This is a genomic window from Nitrospira sp., from assembly GCA_015709715.1.
Taxonomy (GTDB): domain Bacteria; phylum Nitrospirota; class Nitrospiria; order Nitrospirales; family Nitrospiraceae; genus Nitrospira_A.
The window spans coordinates 2,480,727-2,501,452 of record CP054184.1 but is presented as its reverse complement, the minus strand read 5'-3'; the positions used below and the strand labels follow the sequence as shown (position 1 = coordinate 2,501,452).

The following is a 20,726-nucleotide window of genomic DNA, read 5'->3' as shown; positions in this document are numbered from 1 at the left end:
ACCTACTCCTTTGCGGAACCGCCGACGGCGGGTCCGTCCTTGGGTGTTGAGGGCTGGCGGGCGGCAGACTTGGACGGCTTCTTCTCCACCGTCATTTCCACATCGCGGTTCGCGACTTTCGCCCCCGTTCGCATCCGAACATGCACATCGACGACCTCTCCGCCCACTTCCGGTGGGAGCGGCGGAAACGGATGGGCATGGATGATGGTCTGTAATCCGGCATCATTGAGGTCCCTCGCCCCGGACCCCTTTTCGAGCTGAATCAATTGTGCCACACCGCTCGCGTACATCTTAAACTGCACCCGCACCGTTTCGCTGCTCGGCGCGCGGCGGATGGAACGCACCTGCCGGCCCCAGTTTCGGCTGATCAAGTCGCTCACCTGTTTCCAGTAGGCCTTGGATTCACCCGGCGGCGGCAACGGCAGAATATCCTCCTCCGCAATCGTGGCATTCACGGCCATGACCTGCTCGGTGGCCTTTTGCACGGCCTCGGGGTCGATGTCGCCGCTGTCCGCAGGGGGCGCCGGCGTCAGCTCGGTCTCCGATTCCTCGGCTGGCTTGTCTCCGAGCGTCACGTATACATCGCGTTTGAAGAATTCATCGAGGCCGGTGATCTTGGCCCGCGCAAAGGTCACACGGAGGCGGACGGCCTTCGGATGCACGGTTGTTGGGCTCTTCAAGGTGGAGTTGGGCTCCAGAATCGCCGTGCCTTGATAGACCACCGGTGTCGAATCCTCGCTCAGCGACACGGTTTGGCTCTGGAATCCCGGCGATTCGATAATGGCAATGACCGACTCCGTCCCCGCGGACACCCCCCCGAGCGTGATGCTCAAGACCACGTCCTTTCCCGCCTGGACCGTGCCGTCCGTTTCGGCATTCATGAGTTCGAACTGGGCCCAGCGTTTGGGAGCCGAGGGTGGAGCAGCGGGAGGAGGACCGGCTTGCGCCGGCGCGGAGAAGACCACCAGTCCGAGTGCCAGCCCCAGTCCGGCGATACTACGGCCGAGAACCTTGTCGAGACAGCACCGCATTCCGGCATCCTACTCAGGCCACTCGGTCAGTTCAACCGCTTTTTGCCGAGACCGCGCGGCGCCGACCCGTCGGCAAGGAGGCGCACCGATCACGCGAGCAGGTTTGCGTCTCGACTGGGCATTTCCGTTCGTCTTGTTATAATGGGCCCATGCGCGCGCTCGTCAAAACCGCGGCTCAACCGGGCCTCACCTACACCGATCGACCCGACCCCACACCCGGTCCCGCCGATGCGGTAATTCGAGTCAAAGCCACCTCGCTCTGCGGGACCGATGCCCACATCTATAACTGGGACGCCTGGGCGCACAGTCGTCTCCGCCCGCCTCGGACGATCGGCCATGAAATGTGCGGCGAAGTGGTCGAGGTCGGCCGTGACGTCACGCTGGTGCGCGTGGGCGACTATGTCGCGGCGGAGTCGCACTTGACCTGCGGCGCCTGTTTTCAATGCCGAACCGGACAAGCTCACGTCTGCAAGAATTACCGCATTCTGGGCGTCGATTTGGATGGCTCGTTCGCCGAGTACGTCGTGCTGCCGGAAACGGTACTCTGGAAAACCTCGCCGGACATTCCACCGGAAGTGGCCTCCGTGCAGGAACCCCTGGGGAACGCGGTGGACGCCGCGCTCGTGGAAGACCTTACCGGCCACACAGTGCTCATTACGGGCTGCGGCCCCACCGGCCTGTTTGCCGCAGCCGTCGCTCGGACGGCCGGCGCCGCCACGATCATCGCCACCGATGTGAGCGACTATCGCCTCGGGCTGGCCAAACAGGTGGGTGTCGACCATGTACTGAACGCAAAGGCCGATTCGCCGGAACTGGTGGCGGCCGAGATCCTCGAAATCACCGCCGGAGAAGGTGTCGACGCCTCCCTCGAAATGTCCGGGCATCCCACGGCTCTGCATCATGCCTTTCGGGCCGTCAAAAACGGGGGGCGCGTCACGCTGTTCGGTATTCCGTCCGGCCCCATTACCTGCAACCTCGCCAACGAGGTCATCTTCAAGGGCATTCGCATCCACGGCATCACTGGCCGTCGGCTCTTCAGCACCTGGTACCGCCTGGCCGGGCTGTTCAAGGCCGGGCTCAATATCCGGCCCGTCATCACCCACACCTTTCCCTTGCAAGACTTCGCTCAAGGATTTGAGTTGATCAAGTCCGGCCAGTGCGGCAAAGTGGTGCTTTTTCCATGGCCTACACGTCCTTAAAGCAGGCGGTTGAACAGCAGTTGGCGGAAATCCGCGCCGCCGGTCTTTTCAAATCGGAACGAGAGATCCTAAGCCCGCAGGGCACGACCATCCGGACAGCGCAGGGAGAGGTCATCAACCTCTGCGCCAATAACTACCTCGGGCTGGCGAACCATCCAGCGATCAAACAGGCGGCGGCCGACGGCCTCAGGGACTACGGCTACGGCATGGCCTCTGTCCGCTTCATCTGCGGGACGCAGCGGCTCCATACACAACTGGAACGGGCCCTCAGCTCCTTCCTGGGCACCGACGACACGATCCTCTATAGCTCCTGTTTCGACGCCAACGGCGGCCTCTTCGAAACCCTCCTTGACGAACGCGATACCATCATCAGCGATGCCTTGAACCATGCGAGCCTGATCGACGGCATCCGCCTCTGCAAAGCGGCTAGACTGCGGTACGCCCATTCGGACATGGCGGAATTGGAAGCGCAGCTGGCGGCATCGGCGTCGAGTCGCGTACGCATGATCGTCACCGACGGCGTCTTCTCCATGGACGGCGATCTGGCGAAATTGGATCGCATCACGGATCTGGCCGACCGGTACGACGCGGCGGTGGTGGTGGACGATAGCCACGCCACCGGGGTGCTGGGCAAAGGGGGACGCGGCACGCCGGACCATTGCGGCGTGGCGGAGCGGGTGGACCTCATCACGAGCACGCTGGGGAAGGCCTTAGGCGGCGCCGCAGGCGGATTCACCAGCGGACGGCGCGCCCTCATCGACCTATTGCGCCAACGCTCGCGCCCCTATTTGTTCTCGAACAGCGTGCCGCCAGTCATTGCGGCGGCGGCCCTCAAGGCCGTCGACCTCGTGGCGCATGGCGACGACCTCCGCGCACACGTGCTGGAGCAGGCTCAGTGGCTTCGCGCCCGATTGACCGAACTCGGATTCACCCTGGTTCCCGGACAGCACCCCATCATTCCGGTCATGTTGGGAGCGGCCACGCTGGCGACGCAGATGGCCGATCGCCTGTTACAGCAAGGGATCTATGTCGTGGGATTCAGTTACCCGGTGGTGCCGAAAGAGCAGGCACGCATCAGGCTGCAATTGTCCGCGGCGCACGACCGGGGGCAACTCGAACGGGCCGTGGCCGCCTTTGCCACAGTGGGACGGGAGCTGCAGGTGATTCGCTGAAGCTTAGTCCCGAATCGCGTTCCGCCGTTTCTGGATATAGGCATTCTTGACCGCCGTATAGAGGTCCAGCGTGGCCTCTTCCACCCCCTGGAACTTCTCCAGATTCAACGAACGCTCGTTCAAGACCTCTTCCACCCGTCCGCCGATTTGCGCGATCGAGGAGGTGGTGCGATTGTGGTGGGCCACCAAGGAGGGGATCCCATCGACCTCGATGATGGGAAACACCATCCAGTTGATGGGGTTCAGCGCGATATCCCCGACATATCCGATCAAATCCCGCACGGTGAAGGGCGGCAGCAGCGGCAGCACCACGTAAGGCCCGGGCCCCACGCCGTAATATCCGAGCGTTTGACCCGTATCTTCTTCAGGCGTGGTGATGTCCAGATACTTCGCCACATCCACCAGCCCGGCGAGGCCGAAAGTGCTGTTGAGCAGAAACCGACCCACTTCAGTTCCGGCACCGGCCAATTTCCCTTGCGCCAGGTTATTGATGAAGCGCGAAGGGAAGCGGATGTTATAAAACAAATTGCTGATCCCGATCTGCACCGGGTTGGGCACCACGGCGTCGTACCCTTGCGCCACCGGTTTCAGAATCCACTTATCCACTTGCCTGTTGAACTCAAACACTTTGGTATTGAAGGGCTCCCACGGGTCGTACTCCAGGCCCCCTTCCGGCTCGTCGCTCTTGGCGAAGGGGTCGTAAAAGGGATCGTCCGCCGACGCCTCCGTCGGTGAAGAAGGCACGTTTGCGATCAACAGGGGTTCGCCGAGTCCGTTCACGGAACGCGGCTCCACTCCCGAACCTGAGCGAGCAGTTGGGTCCGCAGTCGGCCGCGTCGGCCCTCCGGCACAACCCACCACCAGCAACAGCGCCAGAGCACAGATCACCCGGCCTATCATCTTCGTTTCCATGGCTGCGCGATGCACCCTTTCTCCTTCGTCGGCCCATCCACACTTCGAAACGGAGCGACGGTCTCCCGCGGTCCGAGCCAAAACGGTCGCACTGTACCAGAATGTACCTAGTCCCTGCCAGAGATGGCGATGGCAGGTTCGCAGGCGGCGACGTGACCGGTGCTACGCAGTGCATCTTACCAAGGGAGGTCCTCAAGAACAGAAAAAACGCAGAAGGTGCGGCTACGAGGTCGCTGCTCAGCGGGCGAGCGACGCCGAGAAGAAGGAGGACAATTTGGCGAAGTAGGCCTTCCCGCCGACCCAGGGCACGTCATTGTGGTCGGCACCGCGCACCACGTAGAACTCTTTCGGCGGTTTCGCGGCGGCATAGGCCTGCTGTCCCAGTTCGAGCGGGATAATGTCGTCACGGTCGCCATGGACGAACAACTTCGGCAGAGAGAGCTGGGGCAAGCGCTCGTCCAATCGAAACGCGGCTCCCAAGAGCCAGTGGACCGGCAATCCCAGGTAGTGACGGCGCGCCACCGCTTCGATGGACGGAAAACAGGATTCCAGAACCAGCCCGCCGGCCGGCCGTTGAGCGGCCAGCTCCCCGGCCACTGCGGCCCCGAGCGAGCGCCCGAACAGCACGACGCGCTCAGGCCTGATCCGCCGTGTCTGTGTCAGGTAGTCGTAGGCCCCCAGCGCATCCTGGTACAGCCCCTCCTCCGAAGGCCGCCCCGCACTGCGCCCATACCCGCGATAGTCGAAGAGGAACAGGGAGATACCGAGACGGGCAAGCATGGCAAGGTTCTCCAACCGATCGATGATGTTGCCGGCGTTGCCATGGCACCAGAGGAGCACGGCGGATGTCGCCGCCCCTTCCACGTACCAGCCGAACAGCTTCGTCCCATCGGCGGCGGGAAACCACACCTCTTCTAAAGGCAGACCGCTCCGCGCCGCCCAATCGCGCTCCTCCCAGGGGTGCGGGTGGTACACGAAAAATTGGTCGAGCAAGCTCATGGCATCCCGGCGAATCAGAAAAACGCCTGCAGGGTGAACAGCACGTCGTTGTCGTGGTCGCGATGGTGGTACTCCAGCCGAAGCGCCCAATTCTGCGCCAGCGTATACCGTTGTCCCACCGACCAACGTACGTCGTCGGATTTGTCACCCAACGCATAACGAAGGTACCCGGCTGACGCCAGCAGCCGCCAACGCTCCGCGAGGTCCGCATAGAAACCGGCGGAAGCGCCGCCGCCGACCCGGTGTCGTTCTTCATAGGCGCGGCTGTAATTCCCCTCCGCCTCCGCAAACAGGAACCAGACCTCGCGCCGCAGCAAGTGGGTGTCGGTCGCAGCCCCGATGCCGCCGTTCATCACCCAATTGCTGCACAGCTCGCAGCCTCGGTGCGTGATCGTCTGCATGCCCAAGTTGAGCTTCCAGGACGGCGAGCGGAATAGGCTGTCCATCGGCGACAACGACACGATGTTGGCCAGCGTGGCCCGCTCGATTCTCGTCTGCTCCGCCCGATTGTAGTGGCGCAGGGTAACGGAGCCGACTTCGATCTGTGCGCCGGGCGTGTAGCCGGGTTCGGGGTCGAGCAGATCATGATAGGCCGCGCGCAGGCTCACCTCCTCGTAGGTGTCGTCGTTGCGCCAGCCGACACCCATGCCGGCCCGCGACGTGCGGTGGCCCGATTCCGGCTGCAGGCTGAACGGGTGAATGGCCAGATCTTCCGAGGGAATCCGCAATTGGCTGCGGGTGGTCAGGAGCTGACGATTGTGGGCGCGGTATTCCGCCGCGTGATCTTCGTCGCGATCTCCCTTGTATCGGACATAGTCCGACGCCACATCCAACAAGAAGGCTTGGCGCGCCAGCGGCAAACTCTTGATCTCCTCGGATTGCCCGGCCGTGGCATCGCGCACCAGCCGTTTCACCACACGATGTTCCGCTGCAGACAAACGCTCGCGCTTGCGGCGGATCAACGTGACCCGCGAGGGACGGAAGGCGATGTCGTTGACCAGACCCGGTTGGCCCGCCAACAGCCGGACCGTATCCGCCGGGACTGTCCAGAACCGGAATTGCTCCGTGAGATGCAGCGAAGGATCGGCGTATTCCAATAACGCCAGCAGGTGATAGGAACAATTCTCCTTGAAGAAAAAATAGTCGAACGACGCATTGCCCAACTCCCAGGCATGCATGAGCAGCCGCCGAATTTGGCCAGCGTCGAAATTCAGGCGATATTCCCAGATGTCGCGGTTTTCGATGTCCCGGTACTCCTGCACCTTCAGGTAATACGGAATCGTCGAAAAATATCCCGAGTACCCCCCGAAGATGCCGCGCACGGGATAGGCCAGGCCCTCGTCCTTCGGCACATCGGCGGCGAAGTTGATCGTGTAGGCCAGGATGCGCGTCTGGGGCGTCTGGCCCTTCTGATCGATCCGGAGAAACGTATGGCCGAACATCGAGGCGGGGTTATTCATGTAGGCGGAGGGGAAGATGAGGGTGACCGCTTCCGCGTCGAATCCGGCGAACCACGCGTCAAACCGGTCACACTTGAACGGCCTCAGTCGAGCGTCGTCGAAAGAGAGTTCCCTCTTGAGCCAGGTGTAGCGCGCGACGAAGGCACATTGCGCCGGCTGTTTCGAACGGCCCACGAGTTCCTCGGAAAAGAACTCGGCCAGCGTCGCATCCAGTTCCGCCTGCGGATCGGTCTTGCCATTGGGAGACAAGAAGAAGCCGGGGTCGTCCTGTTCGCTCGTATATCCGCCGAACAGGTTGGCACGGTAGTGCAGCAACAGGTACCACTCGCGCTGCTCCGCCAACCGCAGTTCGCGCGCCTGCTGCCGGAGGTGCGCGAGATAAGCAGGAATCGTGTCATCCGCAGCGGCAGGCACCGCCAAGAGAAGACCGACCGACAGGAAAAACAGAATCTGCACAGCGGGAGAAAAAAGAACAGGGCCCCGGTCGATGGCCGGGACCCTGCCGGAAAGAGGTTAGCGAGCGACGGCTTGTGCGAGGACGGGATTCTTGGCGACCGCCTCGTTCAAGGCCTTCACCAAGGCGACCGACGAGGTTTCCCCTTCCTGCAGGAAGGTACTGTAGCGTTCCTGGGTCAGCGCAAAGAACGCCCCATGCTGCTCGTCGGGAATGCCCATGAGCGAAGCGAGGGACGCCAGGTGCTCGCCCTTGCCTTGCGCCATGTCCTGCGACAGATTCTCAAGGTTGATCGCGGCAAACACGTTCGCTCTTTCGGACGCCCAAACCTGGCCATCGTTCGTACAGCCGGATGTCCCCGAACTAATCGCAAAGGTGTTCATGCCGGTCCCATTAGTTGTCACCATCAACACCTGCGGCAGGATGTTCTTCTGGTGCTTAAAATCGGCCCATGCAAGTTTGCCTAGCCCGCAGCCAGGTCCGGTGTCAGGATTGGCCGCCAGGGCCAACCCGGCCTGCGAGATCACCGCCACCGTGCCCAACGCAACGACGAGTTTCTTCAGCATACGTCCTCCTCCTTAAATAAAGAAGTAAATGGCTCCTGCAAACAGGCTACAAGTTCACCGCCTGTGGCATTATAACGAACCCGCCTCATCATAGAGAAAGAAAATCTTGTCGACGCGCCGCTCACCCGCCACAGCCCATGCCTTCGACACCTAAAAGCTCCAGCCAATCCCCGCAAGCACGTAGTGTGCGTGATAATTGAGGGACACATCGCTCCAGTGAAAATTGGTAGTCAGCCGCTTGTACTCGGAAAACAGAAACGTCCGACCGCTGACATGGTATTGGAGACCCGCGATCACTTGATAGGCAAATGCAGCCGTCGAATCGAAATCTTTATTCGATCTCCCCGGGAAGTCAGCGCCATGGAGAATCCCGGAAGAGTAGCCAATTCCGAATCCAATGTAGGGATGGAAGGCGCCTCCCGGCTTTCTCACAACGAGATTGGTCATGCTGCTCGTCACGGTCAGCCCCGAGCTGGCACCCCCATTACTTCCGGTTGTCAGGGCTGACAGCCTGCCGGTCGCCCCAAAGTACTCGATCTCAATTCCCACGACCCGATGGGTGAATTGGGGGAATATTCCTATCTTCAGCCCGCCGCCCAGGCTATCGTGCAGCGTGACTTTCGCGGCGTCCCGTCCCCCCACATTCAGTCCTCCATTATCGGGAAATCCACTCACCAGAGAAAGGCTCAGATAGACATCCGTCGTGTCCGTTGCATCTGCCGACGAGGGTGCCAGCGGCCCCTGAAGCTGCACTCCCACGAAGGCACTGACAGCAATCACGAGCCTGCCGACAACCCGACGCGCCCCCCCCTGTCGATTCATGAGTAAACGAGGTTCCATCCCGTTACGCCGCGTCGCCAATCATAGCCTGGTCTTCCCCCAGAAACCTATGACGCGCCGGCAATCGCACAAAAAAAGCGTGGACGGCATTGCTGCCATCCACGCTTCCCCGTTCAGAAAGAGAACCCTCCTTCTGTCAGCGACTAGTTCCCCTTGGCGATCGTGCACACTTCAATGTACAGACCCAAGATGTTCTTGATGTACTGCTCAGTGTATACAACCTTCTTGATGCCGCCGTTGTTCATAGCCGCTTCGACGGTCGTATCACCCGTACCCACCATACCCAGGATGCTCGTACCACACGACCTACCCGTCTTCGAAGGAGTGGCCCCATTGTCATTCAAAATACTTCCAGAGGTGGTTTCTGAGAAAATCCACCCATGGGGATGAATTCCAGCAGGTTGTGTGTACCCACCGTAGCTAGAGCAGCCATAAAGTGATGCAGCAAACGCGACTATGCCCAACGACATCAGCATTCGTTTCATACAGACATCCTCCCTTTGTGGTTGAGATTGAATGGACGACCGCTCCGCGCTGTCACAAGGAACTGTGGAAATTTCCTAGGCATGACAGTCCACGATGGCGCCACTATATTCAGAGTACGTAAGAATGTCAATCATCCTACCGGAAGGTGCGCGGTCGGACAGTTCAATGTGCCTGAACGCAATCGTTTCGGAACTCAGTAGTAACAGGCCGAGCGCGCGTGGAAGATGAAACCGTTTAGGATCGGCGGAGCCGGGGTTGAACAACAGGATCCCCGCCCCGATTCGCATCGGCAGGCTTGCCTCATTTCGCGGAATCGTTCTTCGCCAGCGAGTCTTGGACTCGCTTCCACTCGAACGTGAAGGGTTCGGGGCTTCGCTTCGGCAAGGTGGCCAATTCGGCCTTCAGCCGTTCCGCCCGCGCGGCGCTCATGGGATGGGTCGAGAACAGCTCGATGCGGGCCGCATCCTTTTCGGACAGGCGCTCGAAAAAGGTAATCATGCCCTCCGGAGCCACGCGCGCCTCGGACAACAGCTTGAGACCGGTCAGGTCCGCCTCCGTCTCCTGCTCCCGCCCGAACTTCAAGGTGGCGAGTTCAAGACCGAGCTGTCTCGCCAATCCGATCAACCCTTGCTGGTCGCCCACGAGAATACTGACCACCGCGGCCAATCCCACCATTTGCACCATGCGTTCCATGGCGTGGCGCTGCAACACATGGTTCAACTCGTGGCTCAAGACTCCCGCCACCTCCTCGCCGCTCTCCGCCTTCTGCATCAGCCCCGTGAAGACCACGACATACCCGCCGGGCAAGGCAAAGGCATTCACGACCGGGCTTTGGACGACTGTTACCTGAAAGTGATAGGGGTTGTTGGGAATCTTGTCCGTCAGGCGGCGGGTGATTTCCTGTACGGCCTCCAGCGCCGGCCCTTGTTTGACTACCGTCTCCTTGGCCAAGAAGTCCTGATAGACCGCCTCACCGAGTTTCTGCTCCCATTCGATGGGAATCCGCGCGACCGCCCATTCGACCACTACATCCGACCCGAGCCAGAAGAACAGGCCGAGTCCGACGATCACCGCAGTCACCACACTCCAGATGGTCCGATGCCGATGGCGCGCGCGCCGGACCTCCGCCGCCGCTTGCTCCACGTGCGCCGTCAATTCGGGCGGCGCCGCGCGGCGAAAGGCCAGAATCAACGCGGGATCTTTCAGATAGAGGGTGCGGGCCGACAGGCCGCTTCCCCAGGACAAGACAAGCTGATCATGGTCCAACCCTCCTGCAGCCACCGATAGGGCGGCAAAGGCCACGGATTCCTCCATGACCTCTCCCCCATCCGCCGGACGCAGGCTGATTCCCTCCGGCGACAACGCCACGTGGCAAGGCGCCCCGGATGCCGGTAGCCTCTCTCCGAAACAGAGCGCGTTGGCAATGGCATTCATCGGTATGGAATTTCCTCAGCGGGCGCTCAAAACGGCGGCCCCCAACGCGCCGCAGGCGAGAAAAACCGGAGGCGTCCCCGCTATTCTGAGACGGGGATGAATTGCCTGATCCACGCCCCAAAGCTGCCGGGATTCCGGCTTTGAATGTAGACCACCCCGGGACCGCGAAACCGACAGACAAGCCCTTCCCCGGACGTCAAACTGGCAATCCAGCCGGATGAGGCCTTCTCGATGTTGTAGGTCGTCGTCGAGCTCCAGGCTACCAAGTGGCTGTTGTCGACGATGTATTCCTCGCCCGGCTTCAACTCGATTTTGTGAATGGCACCGAAACTGTTCAGGATGAGTTGACCGAGGCCGCTGATCTTTAGAATAAACAGGCCTTCTCCTCCCAGCAGGCCCCGCGTCAAGCTTTGCATCTTGCTTTCGATCTTGACGCCTTCCGCGCCGGCAAGGAAGCCGTCTTTTTGCACCATATATTCGTTGACGCCGTCGAGATCCAGCACGACGATCTCGCCCGGCACCGTCGGCGCCAACAATACTTCGCCGGCTCCGCGGCCGGCCCTGAGCGTTTGGAAGAAAAATTTTTCTCCGCTCAGCATTTTGCGGGACAGCGCGCCCAAGAAGCCGCCTTCCATCTTGCTCTCGATGTCGATCGTCGGCGAGGCTGCGACCATGGCGCCCGATTCCGCCTTCACCGTCTCCCCGTCGTTCAAATACACCCGCACCATCGGAAACGCGCCCGGATAGAGGATCTCACTCTTCATGCCATGCTCCTTCTTTTTTCAGCCACAGCGATCGGCCCGATTCTGTGGAATGTCCCCTATCCTGTCAAGCCGGAGGGAGTCACACACGATTCACTGGCCGGAGGCGGGATGATCGGTGGGCGGAGTTGATTGATCGTGCGGTTCGATCACACTACCTTGACTTTCATATCGGCGACGGAGTTCCCGTTTATAGGCCTTGCGCTCCTCAGGTGTCATGGTCCGGAACTTCTCTCGCAACGCCTTACGCTCTTCGGGCGGCAGGGACTTGAACCATTGACGGGCATTCCGCACCGATTCCCGCTGCTCGGGCGGCCATTGCCGGTACCGTTGGTACCGCTCGCGGAGTTGTTGCTGCTGCTCCGGTGGAAGCGAGCGCCATTGTTTGAACCGCTGCTTGGCCTCCTGGCGTTCTTCCGACGTCATCGTGCCCCACTGCTGAGCACCTCTGCGCAGCCGTTCCTGCTTGCGAGGGGGGAACTGGTCCCATGTCTCACTGAACCGCTGCAGCAGTTGCTGCTCTCCGGGGGTCAACTGGTTCCAGGGCACCCCCGCCCGGTCTCCCTGGGCCAGAGCGACGGCCGTGCCTGTGGCCGCCCAGAGCACGCTTGCGAGCAGCCACCTCGTCGCGCTATCCGGTCGTAGGAGGGCCTTCGGCCAGCCAATCATAAAAATCGAGATCCTCCGACAGCTCCAAATTTTCCGAAGACCGGACCAATTCCAAGTCTTCCAGCAAAGGCAGGTTGGAAGAGTGCAACCCTGCGGAAGAGGTCCACCACATGACAGACACGACCGCCACCAGCGACGCGAAGGCTGCCGTTCCCCAGGCCCAGACCAACCAGGGGCGTCGACGCGACGCCTTGTCCAGCGCCTGCAGTCTGGCACGTTGCAACCGCCCAATGGTCCAAGGATCGAGGTCTTGCGCGCTATGATCGAGCATCTGCTTCGCAGCCCGAGCCAGCCGATCCGTCTCTTCATCCGAGCAGTCCTTCATGGCCAATGTTCTCCCACGTGTCGCCTCAAGACCTGCAGCGCACGAAACAAATGGGTTTTGACGCTGCCCTCCGAACAGCCCATGGCCTTGGCCGTTTGTGCCACATCCAGATCCTCCCAAATCCGAAGCAGAAAGGCCTGCTGCTGCCGCAACGGCAAATTGTGCAGGGCACGCTCCAACGCCATGCAGGCGCGTTTGCGCGTGAGTTCCTCGTCCGGCTGCGCCGCCCCCCGATCAGGAACCTGATCCAGCGGATCGTCGGCATCGTCGCCGTCCTGAGGGCGATGCAAAAAATCCCGCCACCGATTGCGCACCCTGGCTCGACGATACCAATCGCGAATCCGGCTCTGCAAAATGCAATGGAACAGCGGCCCCCATTCTCCCTCGTCACGATGACGATACCGACGCACGAGGGTCAGCATGGCATCCTGCACGAGGTCCAGAGCCTCGTCGTCATTTCCCGTGGCCAGCTGGGCCATGCGGAAGGCTCGGCGCTCGACTCCCGCCAGGAAGCGGTCCATTGCCTGGGTTCGATCCAGAGGCTCCACCCGTTCACCCAGGCAGAGACTGCCCGGCTGTCCTTCCATGGCGATGGGAAACGGCCACCCGCTCATCGCCGACCTCGCATCCATCCCTGTCGTCCTCCCAGGCCATTCGATCGCCTGATGACCATGCCCCGCCCTCCCGCCACCATCGGTTCCAGAATCAGTCTCGGGTATGGAACGCGCGGAGGGGCTCGTGGTTGACGCATCAACGAGAACCGTGGGCCGACGATGTATCGCAGCGATGAGGAGGCGGGGCGGCCCGGAGGAGTTGGCTATTTACCCTTCGCCGAGTCACCGGCTCGCTTGGCGCCGGTCCATGCACTCCGTGGAATCTGCACGACCACGTCTGCATGATCCTGAGCCTCGTTGTCCTTCAGATCACGTCCGACGCTATACAGGAGGCCCTTCTTCAGGTGGACCAACATCGGGAACCCCGTGAAGGGATCGTAGTGACCTTGGCCGGCCTTCGCCAATCGGGCGAGCAACTCCTGTTCAGGCGGCGTCCGGCGCAGCCACGCCTGCAAGGAGGTCAGGCGCAGCCGCGCTTCCGTTTCCCAGATTCGACCGGCAAAAGTATCCCACGTCGGGAGCGGATCCAGCCCGATGACCCCCTCGATCGGATTCACCACGACGTCGGCAAGGCCGTAGGGCGAGGTTCGCACAAACTGTGCGGGCTTCGGCAGATCGGCCACTCGCCCTTCGGCCGCAGCCTTCTCGGCGGCTTCGTAGTATTCCACGTAGGCGTTCAGTCGCCGTTGTTTGGGCAACGGCAGGGCCGCCGCGATGGAGGCGTACAACGGACGCCCGCCCTTCTTGTCCTGCGCCACCTCTTCGTCGATCGTCTGAGCGGCCAACACCAACCGACTCTGCATGGGCCACCGGATCGACAGCTCGGCCTGTTCCAACGGCCGCGCGAGTTTGGCGAGCCGACTGATCTGACGATCTTCAAGGTCCGGCCTCAACAGCAACCCGCTCGCAACGGCCAGGTCCTCATTGAGGGCGTCACTGGCCAACAACTTCACGGGAAGCGTCTTGGCATGTCCCAACACGGTACGCCAAGCCGCGGCATCAGTTTCCAACCTCGCCAGCCCCGTGTCCGGATCCTGCGCAAATCCTTCCGCCAGATAGAGTCGATGGGCCTGGAGGATCAGCCCGCAATTCGGACTGATGGCCTGCCCGTAGCCCCAGTCTTCAAACGGCATAGTCAGCCATTGGCGATACCGCGCCAAAGACACATCGGCCGCCGACGCCCACGACTTCACGTCGGCCGCCGCGGTCCGCATCTGTGCCGCTGGATCAGACCCTTTCCACCACGTGGTCATGGTCCCATTCGCAGATCCGCCGGCCCGGCTCGACGCGCTCCCCTCCCCCGAGAGACAGGCCTCCGCCAGGGCCTGGTCGGCATCCTCAACACGTCGATCGAGGCCCGCCTGCACGGCGTCTTGGGACGAAGCCGCTCCAAAGCCGAGCAGCAGGAAGTAGCCATTCTTATGCGGCTCCTGCAAAATCCGCTGAGGCACCGCCGTCATGGCGCGATAGGCTGCGCTCGGTTGTTCTTCGAGGAAGAACCAGGTGGCTGCCAACCCACCGATGCCACACAGGGTCACGGCCACAACAAAACCGACCAGGGTCAGCGAGAGCAGGACCATGGACCTGGTGGTGCTGAAACCGGTACGTACCACCGTAGCGAGCGCTTCACCGATGCGCCGGGCTGCACCCGCTCCGTGCTTCGCCGGCTGCGCGGTCACGGCTTCCAAGACATCCGTCGCTGAAATCGCGACAAGCTCAGGCCGTTCGCCGGAAGGGGCCTCCGCGGAGACAGCAGCTTCCGAGACCTCAGCCGAAGCCTGTTCCACCGCTAGCGGCGGAGCACTGGTCACGGATTCCGTCTGCTCAAGCAGGGGCGCGGATCGGTAGGCATCCCAGAGGATGTGGAGGCCTGCATCGGACTCCGGCTTCGATGCCGTCGGCTCGGCCTCGGCGGAGCTCGGCATTTCATTCGAAATCACTTCCTGAGTCGAACGCTCCAGGGTGAGCGTCGCAGGCATGCTCTCCTCTGTAATTGAAGGAACCGAGATAGCGATCGGTTCTTCCTCTACTTCCAGCGGCGTTTCGATCGGAGCGACGGGGGCGGCGGGGGCCACAGGTTCGAGATGGATCATCGCCTCTGTTTCGCGGGTCTCCGGGACCGAGAGTTCCGGCTCCGGTTCCGGTTCAGCCGGCACGGGCGTCTCTGCCTCCACCCTCTCTATGAACTCAAGAGACACCGCCGGCTCTCCCGCGGAGGATTGTTCAGGTATTGTCTCCGGGACAGCCTCAGCCGCGGGCTCCACGATCGGTCCTGCAGGCTCTTCGACCCTGGATCGATCCTCTTCGTCCAAAATGCGGAAGCCGTCTGCCGTGGTCTCGACAGACACCGATGCGGCGGCCGGCTCCGGAACCACCACCGAGGAGGCGCTGTCCGGCGCTTGTGAGCCTTCGAGGATTTTGAACTCCGGCTCAGGCCCCGCCTCGGATGCCTGGACAGTTACCGCCGACGGTTCCGACTCATGGGTCATCTCAGGCTGTGCGGGCTCAGCCGACGATTTCATCGCGGCCACCGCCGCCAGAATCTCATCCCACGTCAGCCCCGACGAAGTCACCTCAGGAACAGGTTGGTCTCCCGCCCCCGTTGCGGTAGGAGGCGTCCTCTCCGCTTGTGGCGGCGGCATGGGAGAGGCTTCTTCGACTTGGTCCCACGGCATGGGACCCGGAGTGGAGGAGGGAGTAGCAATCGGTTGTTGGCTGGGTTCGCGCTGGATCGTGAACGGCACCACAGTCGATTCTTGCGCCGGTTCGGGCACTGTCGCCGGCGCATCTGGGAGGTCGGCGACCGGAATGGAGGGAGGCTCAGGCACCGCTGAGACTGCTTCGACCACGGGCACGGAAACCTCGACCGGCTGGTCTTCCACGTAGTCTTGAGCCGGGAACGGCGGATCGATCGGCTGCTCCGCCACCATCGGCTCGCTGTCGGCCGACGGCAGCTGGGCGGACGCGCCCATCGACTCCATCGCAACAGGGCTGGGGTCTACCTTAGCCAGGGCCTCTTCCGGCAATACTGCCGCGACCGGCTCCGTCGGAGAAGGCAAAGACAGGTCTTCCGTTGCTTCCACCAGCGGGACCGCTTCAGCGTGATCGGCCTGGTTGTCCGTGGCCTGAACGGCGATGTCTCCATTCGCATCGGTCGCCGGAACCAAAGCCTGTGCCGTCGGCGGCAACGCCTGACCCGTCACACTGTCAAACATGGCAGCCAGACGGAAGGCAACCGGGCTTCCCGCCGCCAGAGAGCGAATCCGTTCATAGAGGTCGCCGGCATGGGTCGGTCGCTCGCTGTCGGGGTCCTCCAGCAACACCTCCACCGCCTTGCCATATTCGGCCACCGCCGCCATGACATCGCCCTTCGCCTCATACACATTTCCCAACATTTCGAGAAAGGGGACGCACCGCGGGCCGGCAGCGAGGTATTCGCGCAAGAGGGACTCGGCCAGCCAGTAGTCTTGGCGCTCCATCGCCTCGCGCGCCAAGGCCTCGAAGGCCGTCCTGGCGCTCAGAAGGCTCCCCAGGCGCAGATGGAGCGTGGCGAAGAGGCGGCGGGCTTCGGCATTCTGGGGATCGAGGGCGAGCAGCTCTTTCAGCACCGAGGAGGCGCGGCCATACTTGCCGGCGTTCATTTGCGTGATGGCGTCCTCCAGGAGAGCCGACTTCTTGTTGTAGCCGACCACGCCCTTTTTCGGCGTCTTGGGAGGAACTTTTTTATCCGACTTGAGGGGAGATTTTTTCTCGAATCGCACGGCTTGATCCTTGGAGGTGTGGAAACAGAGGCCCTCCGGCCAAATCGCAGAGCAGAATGGAGGGACGCCCAGGAGCAACGGCCCCTGATGCATCGAATCCTGCCGACTTTGTGTACTTCCTTTTCGGCAGGAACGGGCCCGACCTTTATCAGGGTTTGCCCTGTATCAGGGGCGAGACAGATTCGAGCCAGACGACGGCGAGCCTGTTGTCCGACAGAGGAAATCCGTATACTGCGGCAGGGACCGATCCATGCCGCGCCTCGTCATCTTCACAGACCTCGATGGAAGCCTCCTCGATGCCGATCACTACTCCTTTGATGCGGCACAGGAGGCCCTGGCCACCATCCACGCCCGTGGGGACGCACTGGTGCTCGTCTCAAGCAAGACCCGCTCGGAAATGGAACCACTTCGCCTTCGCTTGGGCAACCGGCATCCCTTCATCGTGGAGAACGGGGGCGCGCTGTTTTGTCCGGCAGGGTACTTTCCCGCTCCGCTCGACCATTCGACCAGACGAGGCGCCTACGAGGTCGTCGAGATCGGCGTGCCCTATCCGGTGCTGCGCAAGGCGCTCCCGGCCATCGGGCAGGCACTTGAGTGTCGCCTCGTGGGTGCCGGGGACCTGTCGGTGGAGGAGTTTGCCCAACTCACGGGGCTATCGCCTGCAGAGGCCGTTCTGGCGAAGGAGCGGGAATATGACGAGCCCTTTCTCATCCCCCACGGCCCAATCCCTTGGTCTCGGCTGGTGCAGGCAACTGAGGAACGGGGACTTCGTTGCACGAGAGGGGGTCGGTTCTATCACTTGATGGGGGCGAACGATAAGGGAATCGCGGCAAGGAGGCTGATCCGGCAGTATCGAGGGTGTGCCTCGGCGGAAGGGCAGGGGTTGGTCACGATCGGAGTGGGTGACAGCCTGAACGACCTGCCGCTACTTGAGGCAGTGGACTATCCCATCCTCGTACAGAAACCCGATCGTTCCTATGATCCGGATGTGGACCTGCCCTCTCTCATCCGCGCCGAGGGGGTGGGACCGGTCGGATGGAACCGGAGTCTGTTGGAGCTGTTGCGCGAGCTGTAACGGCCGACGGACCTGAGGCGGTCAGCGATCCGACCTATCCGATCCAGCACGGCAGCGACATTGCAGCCCGGTCAGCAGGCCACCGGCAAACCCCAGCCCCACCGCCAAGGCCACGAGCCCCAGCAGTGACCGTTTGAAGACGAATGGGGCTCCTCCGCGCTGCGGATACCGTGGCACGGCCGCTTCCCCTCCCAACCACGCCCTGGCCTTCGCCTCCCCATCCACTTCAGAGATGTTCCTGTTCATGCTTGGTCCTTTGTCGTCGAGCCGCTGCCGATGGCCCGTTACAGATGGCGCAAATCATCCGGCGCCCCATTTCTGGCGCGCATGGAAAGTCCGCGTTCAAGATACTCCTTGGCCAGGTCCTTGGCGCCCAACCCGAAGGCAATCGCTCCGGCCAGCACGATTCCTCCCAATGTGATCCCGAATCCGACCACCACGATGTTCTGGGCGATGCCGAGTTGTTCGAGCGCCATCGCAACGGCCAACAATTGGATTCCCCAACGGGAGCAGGTGGCCACGAGCCGAGCGGGGGGCAGGCCCGCGTTCACCGCTCCGATGAGCACCGCCTGCGATACGAAGTTCGAAAGCAACCACCCAGCCACCAGAATGAGCCCCGCCGTCACCAGGTGCGGCACATAGGCAAGGAACGATTTGGCAAAATCGTTGATGGGCTGAAGGTTCAGCGCCCCCAATGCAGCGACAGTCGCAAAAATCATGACCAACCAGTACGCGGCTTGCCCGACCAACCGCGACGGATCCGTCTTCACGCCCCCGCGCAACAGCGCGCCGGTCACTCCCAACCGGTCAAAGAGCCGGTCAAGACCGACGACCCGCAGCAATCGCTCCAGCGCTTGACTGGCGGTCCAGGCCACGACCAACCCGGCGGAAAAGATGATGGACATGGCCAACACGCTGGGCAACACGGCCAGCACCTGCCTGGCCATCAGCTCCAACGGGTCCAATAGTCCCTTTTCAAAAAACTCCTTCATGGTTCCCTCCTCCGGCTCCCGCAGCAGCCTGCCTTCAGATGGCTGGAATCGAGCACCTCACCCCGCAGGGGGTTCATTCCATCGCGCCACCAGGTAGGACTTGTCCTTTTCGAACGCTTGGCAGAGAGTTTCGATCCGCCCCTCCGCCTCGCTGGAGGTCAGCCCCTGCGTATCCAACACGAACGACGCGGTGCGGCCCAGGTACAAGGGAGTAAATGCCTTCAAGACGTGGTCGCGCGGTAAGACTCGATTGCGGTAGGCCACCGCCGCATCATAGACCACTCGCGCCCACAGGCTGTCGGCGATGCGAAAATCCTGCAGGGCGCAGGCGCCCAACGGTTTCAGGCTCTGCCTGGTCCCCGGGGCTAAAATTTGATCCCAGATTGTGCCGAGGTCGCTCAATCCCTGCCGGAATGTACTGATCATTCGGTCCACGTTGACGTTGACCGGCTCCACACCGACCTCATATTGAAACCCGAACAGCGGCACGACGTTCGACCCGTCCGTCTTCGCCCAGACGCCGTAGTGATCTTCCATCAAGGCGAAGACCGCGCCAAGAACCTGCACCAACATGGCCGACAAGTCCGCTGCCGGGTCTTTGGGGTTGTGGATCTTCGCCCCGAGAAAACTTTGACACACCCGAGCCCCACTGGCGATCGCTTCCGTAGTCATCCAGATATCGATGCCGAACTTGGCCACTTCGGATTCCCAGACATGTTTATCCAGATAATGTTGCGCCAAATGGCCTGAAAAACCGAAGTCGCCGCCGATCGGTTGCCTGATGCGATGCCCGTAGAGCGTCCGCGTCAAGGGATAGACGATGCTGTTCGTGATCGTGCCGTCATACTTGTGCCGCAGGTAATAGGGGGCCACATAATCGAACCCCTGTTCGAACACCGGGCTCACCAATAGTTCGATCCACTCGGGTGTGATGCTTCGCAAATCCGAATCCACCACGGCACAGGCCTTCGCCTTCAAGCGGCGCGCAATCTCGAAAATCGTGCGAAAGGCGCTCCCCTTGCCGGGAATACCATGGTACGGCGTGATGATTTTATGGAGCGAGCTCTGTTGATCCCCGATGAAGAGGGTCTTGAGATCCACGACCGCTTGGGCCACGACCTGCTGCGTTCCGTCCGTCGACCCGCCGTCGGAGTTGACCAACACCGCTCGAGCCTGGGGAAAGTATTTCGCCAACCCGGCGCTGACCGCGCGGACCACGTGGCCGATGGTTTCGACGTTGTTGAAGCTGGGAATCCCGACTAGGATGTCGGTACGGTCGAATTGCTCGACCTGCGCCTCGGTTTCAGGCGTCAGCGGAGTGGTGTGAGCATCATCGGGCAGGTCAGAGCCAGGTGTCATGCGTCCACTTTCTTACGCCTTCGCCCGCATGACCCGTTGTATGACGTGAACGAACCGAAGTGGCGAAAGGCCGGATTGTAATAAGGTCCTTAAGGGTAAGAGACACTATCTGGCGTGGGGATGTCAAGCAACGTGCAGCCGACCGGCGGGTGATGGGATGCGGGACGGTTACCCGCCGTCGAAGATAATGATCTGTTCGCTTCGGTCCTGAGTGGAGGGAGAGCACATGCCCTGCGCATCGGTGAAGGCATTCAATCGAAGCTGGTCGTCGGCGTCCATCAAAATCGGGTCGACGCCCACTCGGGACTCATGGGCCCAACGGATCGTGGCGAGCCGCACGGACAGGGGCTTGGATTCCCCCGGAATATGCAGATGCAATTGAAGCAGATCGCCGGCCTGAAGTCCCTTGAGGCCATTCGGCGACCACCCTGGAATGGAGAGGTCGAGCATCCGACCGTTCCAGACCAGGAGACCGTTCTCCGCACGAGACCCGGTGCATTCGACGATAAATCGGGGACGGCTCTGTTGGTCCATGAAACCCTCCAGCCACGAGCCCCGGCAGAATATGAAAAACGCGAAATGACTCGATAGTCCTCGAAAGCGGGGGATTTGCGGCT

At 61.7% G+C, this 20,726-nt stretch carries 20 protein-coding genes; 3 read left to right on the top strand and 17 right to left on the bottom strand.

Going from position 1 to position 20,726, the window contains the following annotated elements:
• Positions 1–2: 2 nt before the first annotated feature.
• Positions 3–1,031, bottom strand: a complete 1,029-nt coding sequence (locus HRU82_12040) for a TonB family protein (GenBank protein QOJ35625.1) — start codon at positions 1,029–1,031, stop codon at positions 3–5.
• Positions 1,032–1,180: 149 nt separating this feature from the next.
• On the opposite strand from HRU82_12040, the gene tdh reads away from it, so the two are divergent.
• Together tdh and HRU82_12030 are read left to right on the top strand one after the other, a co-directional pair.
• The gene (gene tdh / locus HRU82_12035) at positions 1,181–2,230 is read left to right on the top strand and encodes an L-threonine 3-dehydrogenase (protein ID QOJ35624.1); all 1,050 of its coding nucleotides are present in this window, start codon (positions 1,181–1,183) and stop codon (positions 2,228–2,230) included.
• Positions 2,212–3,402: a glycine C-acetyltransferase gene (locus HRU82_12030; protein ID QOJ35623.1), complete on the top strand. Its 1,191-nt coding sequence runs from the start codon at positions 2,212–2,214 to the stop codon at positions 3,400–3,402. The genes tdh and HRU82_12030 overlap by 19 nt, the downstream gene beginning before the upstream one ends.
• Before the next feature lie 3 nt (positions 3,403–3,405).
• Here HRU82_12030 and HRU82_12025 read toward each other — a convergent pair whose 3' ends face one another.
• The 12 genes from HRU82_12025 to HRU82_11970 form a co-directional block, all read right to left on the bottom strand.
• Positions 3,406–4,329, bottom strand: a complete 924-nt coding sequence (locus HRU82_12025; protein ID QOJ35622.1) for a VacJ family lipoprotein — start codon at positions 4,327–4,329, stop codon at positions 3,406–3,408.
• Between the two features lie 222 nt (positions 4,330–4,551).
• Positions 4,552–5,313, bottom strand: a complete 762-nt coding sequence (locus tag HRU82_12020; protein QOJ35621.1) for an alpha/beta hydrolase — start codon at positions 5,311–5,313, stop codon at positions 4,552–4,554.
• Between the two features lie 14 nt (positions 5,314–5,327).
• Complete coding sequence (locus HRU82_12015) at positions 5,328–7,229, bottom strand: DUF4105 domain-containing protein (protein QOJ35620.1); 1,902 nt, start codon at positions 7,227–7,229, stop codon at positions 5,328–5,330.
• A gap of 57 nt (positions 7,230–7,286) precedes the next feature.
• Positions 7,287–7,793 (bottom strand): DUF3015 domain-containing protein, encoded by a 507-nt coding sequence (locus HRU82_12010; protein QOJ35619.1) that lies wholly within the window; start codon positions 7,791–7,793, stop codon positions 7,287–7,289.
• Positions 7,794–7,943: 150 nt separating this feature from the next.
• The gene (locus tag HRU82_12005) at positions 7,944–8,615 is read right to left on the bottom strand and encodes an outer membrane beta-barrel protein (GenBank protein QOJ35618.1); all 672 of its coding nucleotides are present in this window, start codon (positions 8,613–8,615) and stop codon (positions 7,944–7,946) included.
• Between the two features lie 161 nt (positions 8,616–8,776).
• On the bottom strand, positions 8,777–9,118 hold the full coding sequence (locus HRU82_12000) for a protein trl (GenBank protein ID QOJ35617.1): 342 nt from the start codon (positions 9,116–9,118) through the stop codon (positions 8,777–8,779).
• Positions 9,119–9,419: 301 nt separating this feature from the next.
• Entirely contained in the window at positions 9,420–10,553 is a 1,134-nt protein-coding gene (locus HRU82_11995; GenBank protein QOJ35616.1) for a M48 family metallopeptidase, read from the bottom strand.
• An 80-nt stretch (positions 10,554–10,633) separates the two neighbouring features.
• Positions 10,634–11,317, bottom strand: a complete 684-nt coding sequence (locus tag HRU82_11990; protein ID QOJ35615.1) for a TIGR00266 family protein — start codon at positions 11,315–11,317, stop codon at positions 10,634–10,636.
• A gap of 90 nt (positions 11,318–11,407) precedes the next feature.
• A complete protein-coding gene (locus tag HRU82_11985; protein ID QOJ35614.1) occupies positions 11,408–11,983 on the bottom strand; it encodes a DUF3106 domain-containing protein in 576 nt (191 codons plus the stop codon).
• Positions 11,946–12,308 carry a DUF3619 family protein gene (locus tag HRU82_11980; GenBank protein QOJ35613.1) on the bottom strand — a complete coding sequence of 121 codons (363 nt, stop codon included), beginning with the start codon at positions 12,306–12,308 and terminating at the stop codon, positions 11,946–11,948. The genes HRU82_11985 and HRU82_11980 overlap by 38 nt, the downstream gene beginning before the upstream one ends.
• The gene (locus HRU82_11975; protein ID QOJ37194.1) at positions 12,305–12,829 is read right to left on the bottom strand and encodes an RNA polymerase sigma factor; all 525 of its coding nucleotides are present in this window, start codon (positions 12,827–12,829) and stop codon (positions 12,305–12,307) included. The genes HRU82_11980 and HRU82_11975 overlap by 4 nt, the downstream gene beginning before the upstream one ends.
• Positions 12,830–13,125: 296 nt before the next feature.
• The gene (locus HRU82_11970) at positions 13,126–16,683 is read right to left on the bottom strand and encodes a tetratricopeptide repeat protein (protein QOJ35612.1); all 3,558 of its coding nucleotides are present in this window, start codon (positions 16,681–16,683) and stop codon (positions 13,126–13,128) included.
• 250 nt (positions 16,684–16,933) lie between these two features.
• On the opposite strand from HRU82_11970, the gene HRU82_11965 reads away from it, so the two are divergent.
• The gene (locus tag HRU82_11965) at positions 16,934–17,758 is read left to right on the top strand and encodes an HAD-IIB family hydrolase (GenBank protein QOJ35611.1); all 825 of its coding nucleotides are present in this window, start codon (positions 16,934–16,936) and stop codon (positions 17,756–17,758) included.
• Between the two features lie 21 nt (positions 17,759–17,779).
• Here the strand turns inward: HRU82_11965 and HRU82_11960 are convergent, their stop codons facing one another.
• The 4 genes from HRU82_11960 to HRU82_11945 form a co-directional block, all read right to left on the bottom strand.
• The gene (locus HRU82_11960) at positions 17,780–18,004 is read right to left on the bottom strand and encodes a hypothetical protein (protein ID QOJ35610.1); all 225 of its coding nucleotides are present in this window, start codon (positions 18,002–18,004) and stop codon (positions 17,780–17,782) included.
• A gap of 38 nt (positions 18,005–18,042) precedes the next feature.
• Complete coding sequence (locus tag HRU82_11955) at positions 18,043–18,750, bottom strand: hypothetical protein (GenBank protein ID QOJ35609.1); 708 nt, start codon at positions 18,748–18,750, stop codon at positions 18,043–18,045.
• A gap of 57 nt (positions 18,751–18,807) precedes the next feature.
• Positions 18,808–20,109 carry a glycosyltransferase gene (locus tag HRU82_11950; GenBank protein QOJ35608.1) on the bottom strand — a complete coding sequence of 434 codons (1,302 nt, stop codon included), beginning with the start codon at positions 20,107–20,109 and terminating at the stop codon, positions 18,808–18,810.
• 168 nt (positions 20,110–20,277) lie between these two features.
• Positions 20,278–20,643, bottom strand: a complete 366-nt coding sequence (locus HRU82_11945) for a hypothetical protein (protein QOJ35607.1) — start codon at positions 20,641–20,643, stop codon at positions 20,278–20,280.
• Between the last annotated feature and the right edge of the window lie 83 nt (positions 20,644–20,726).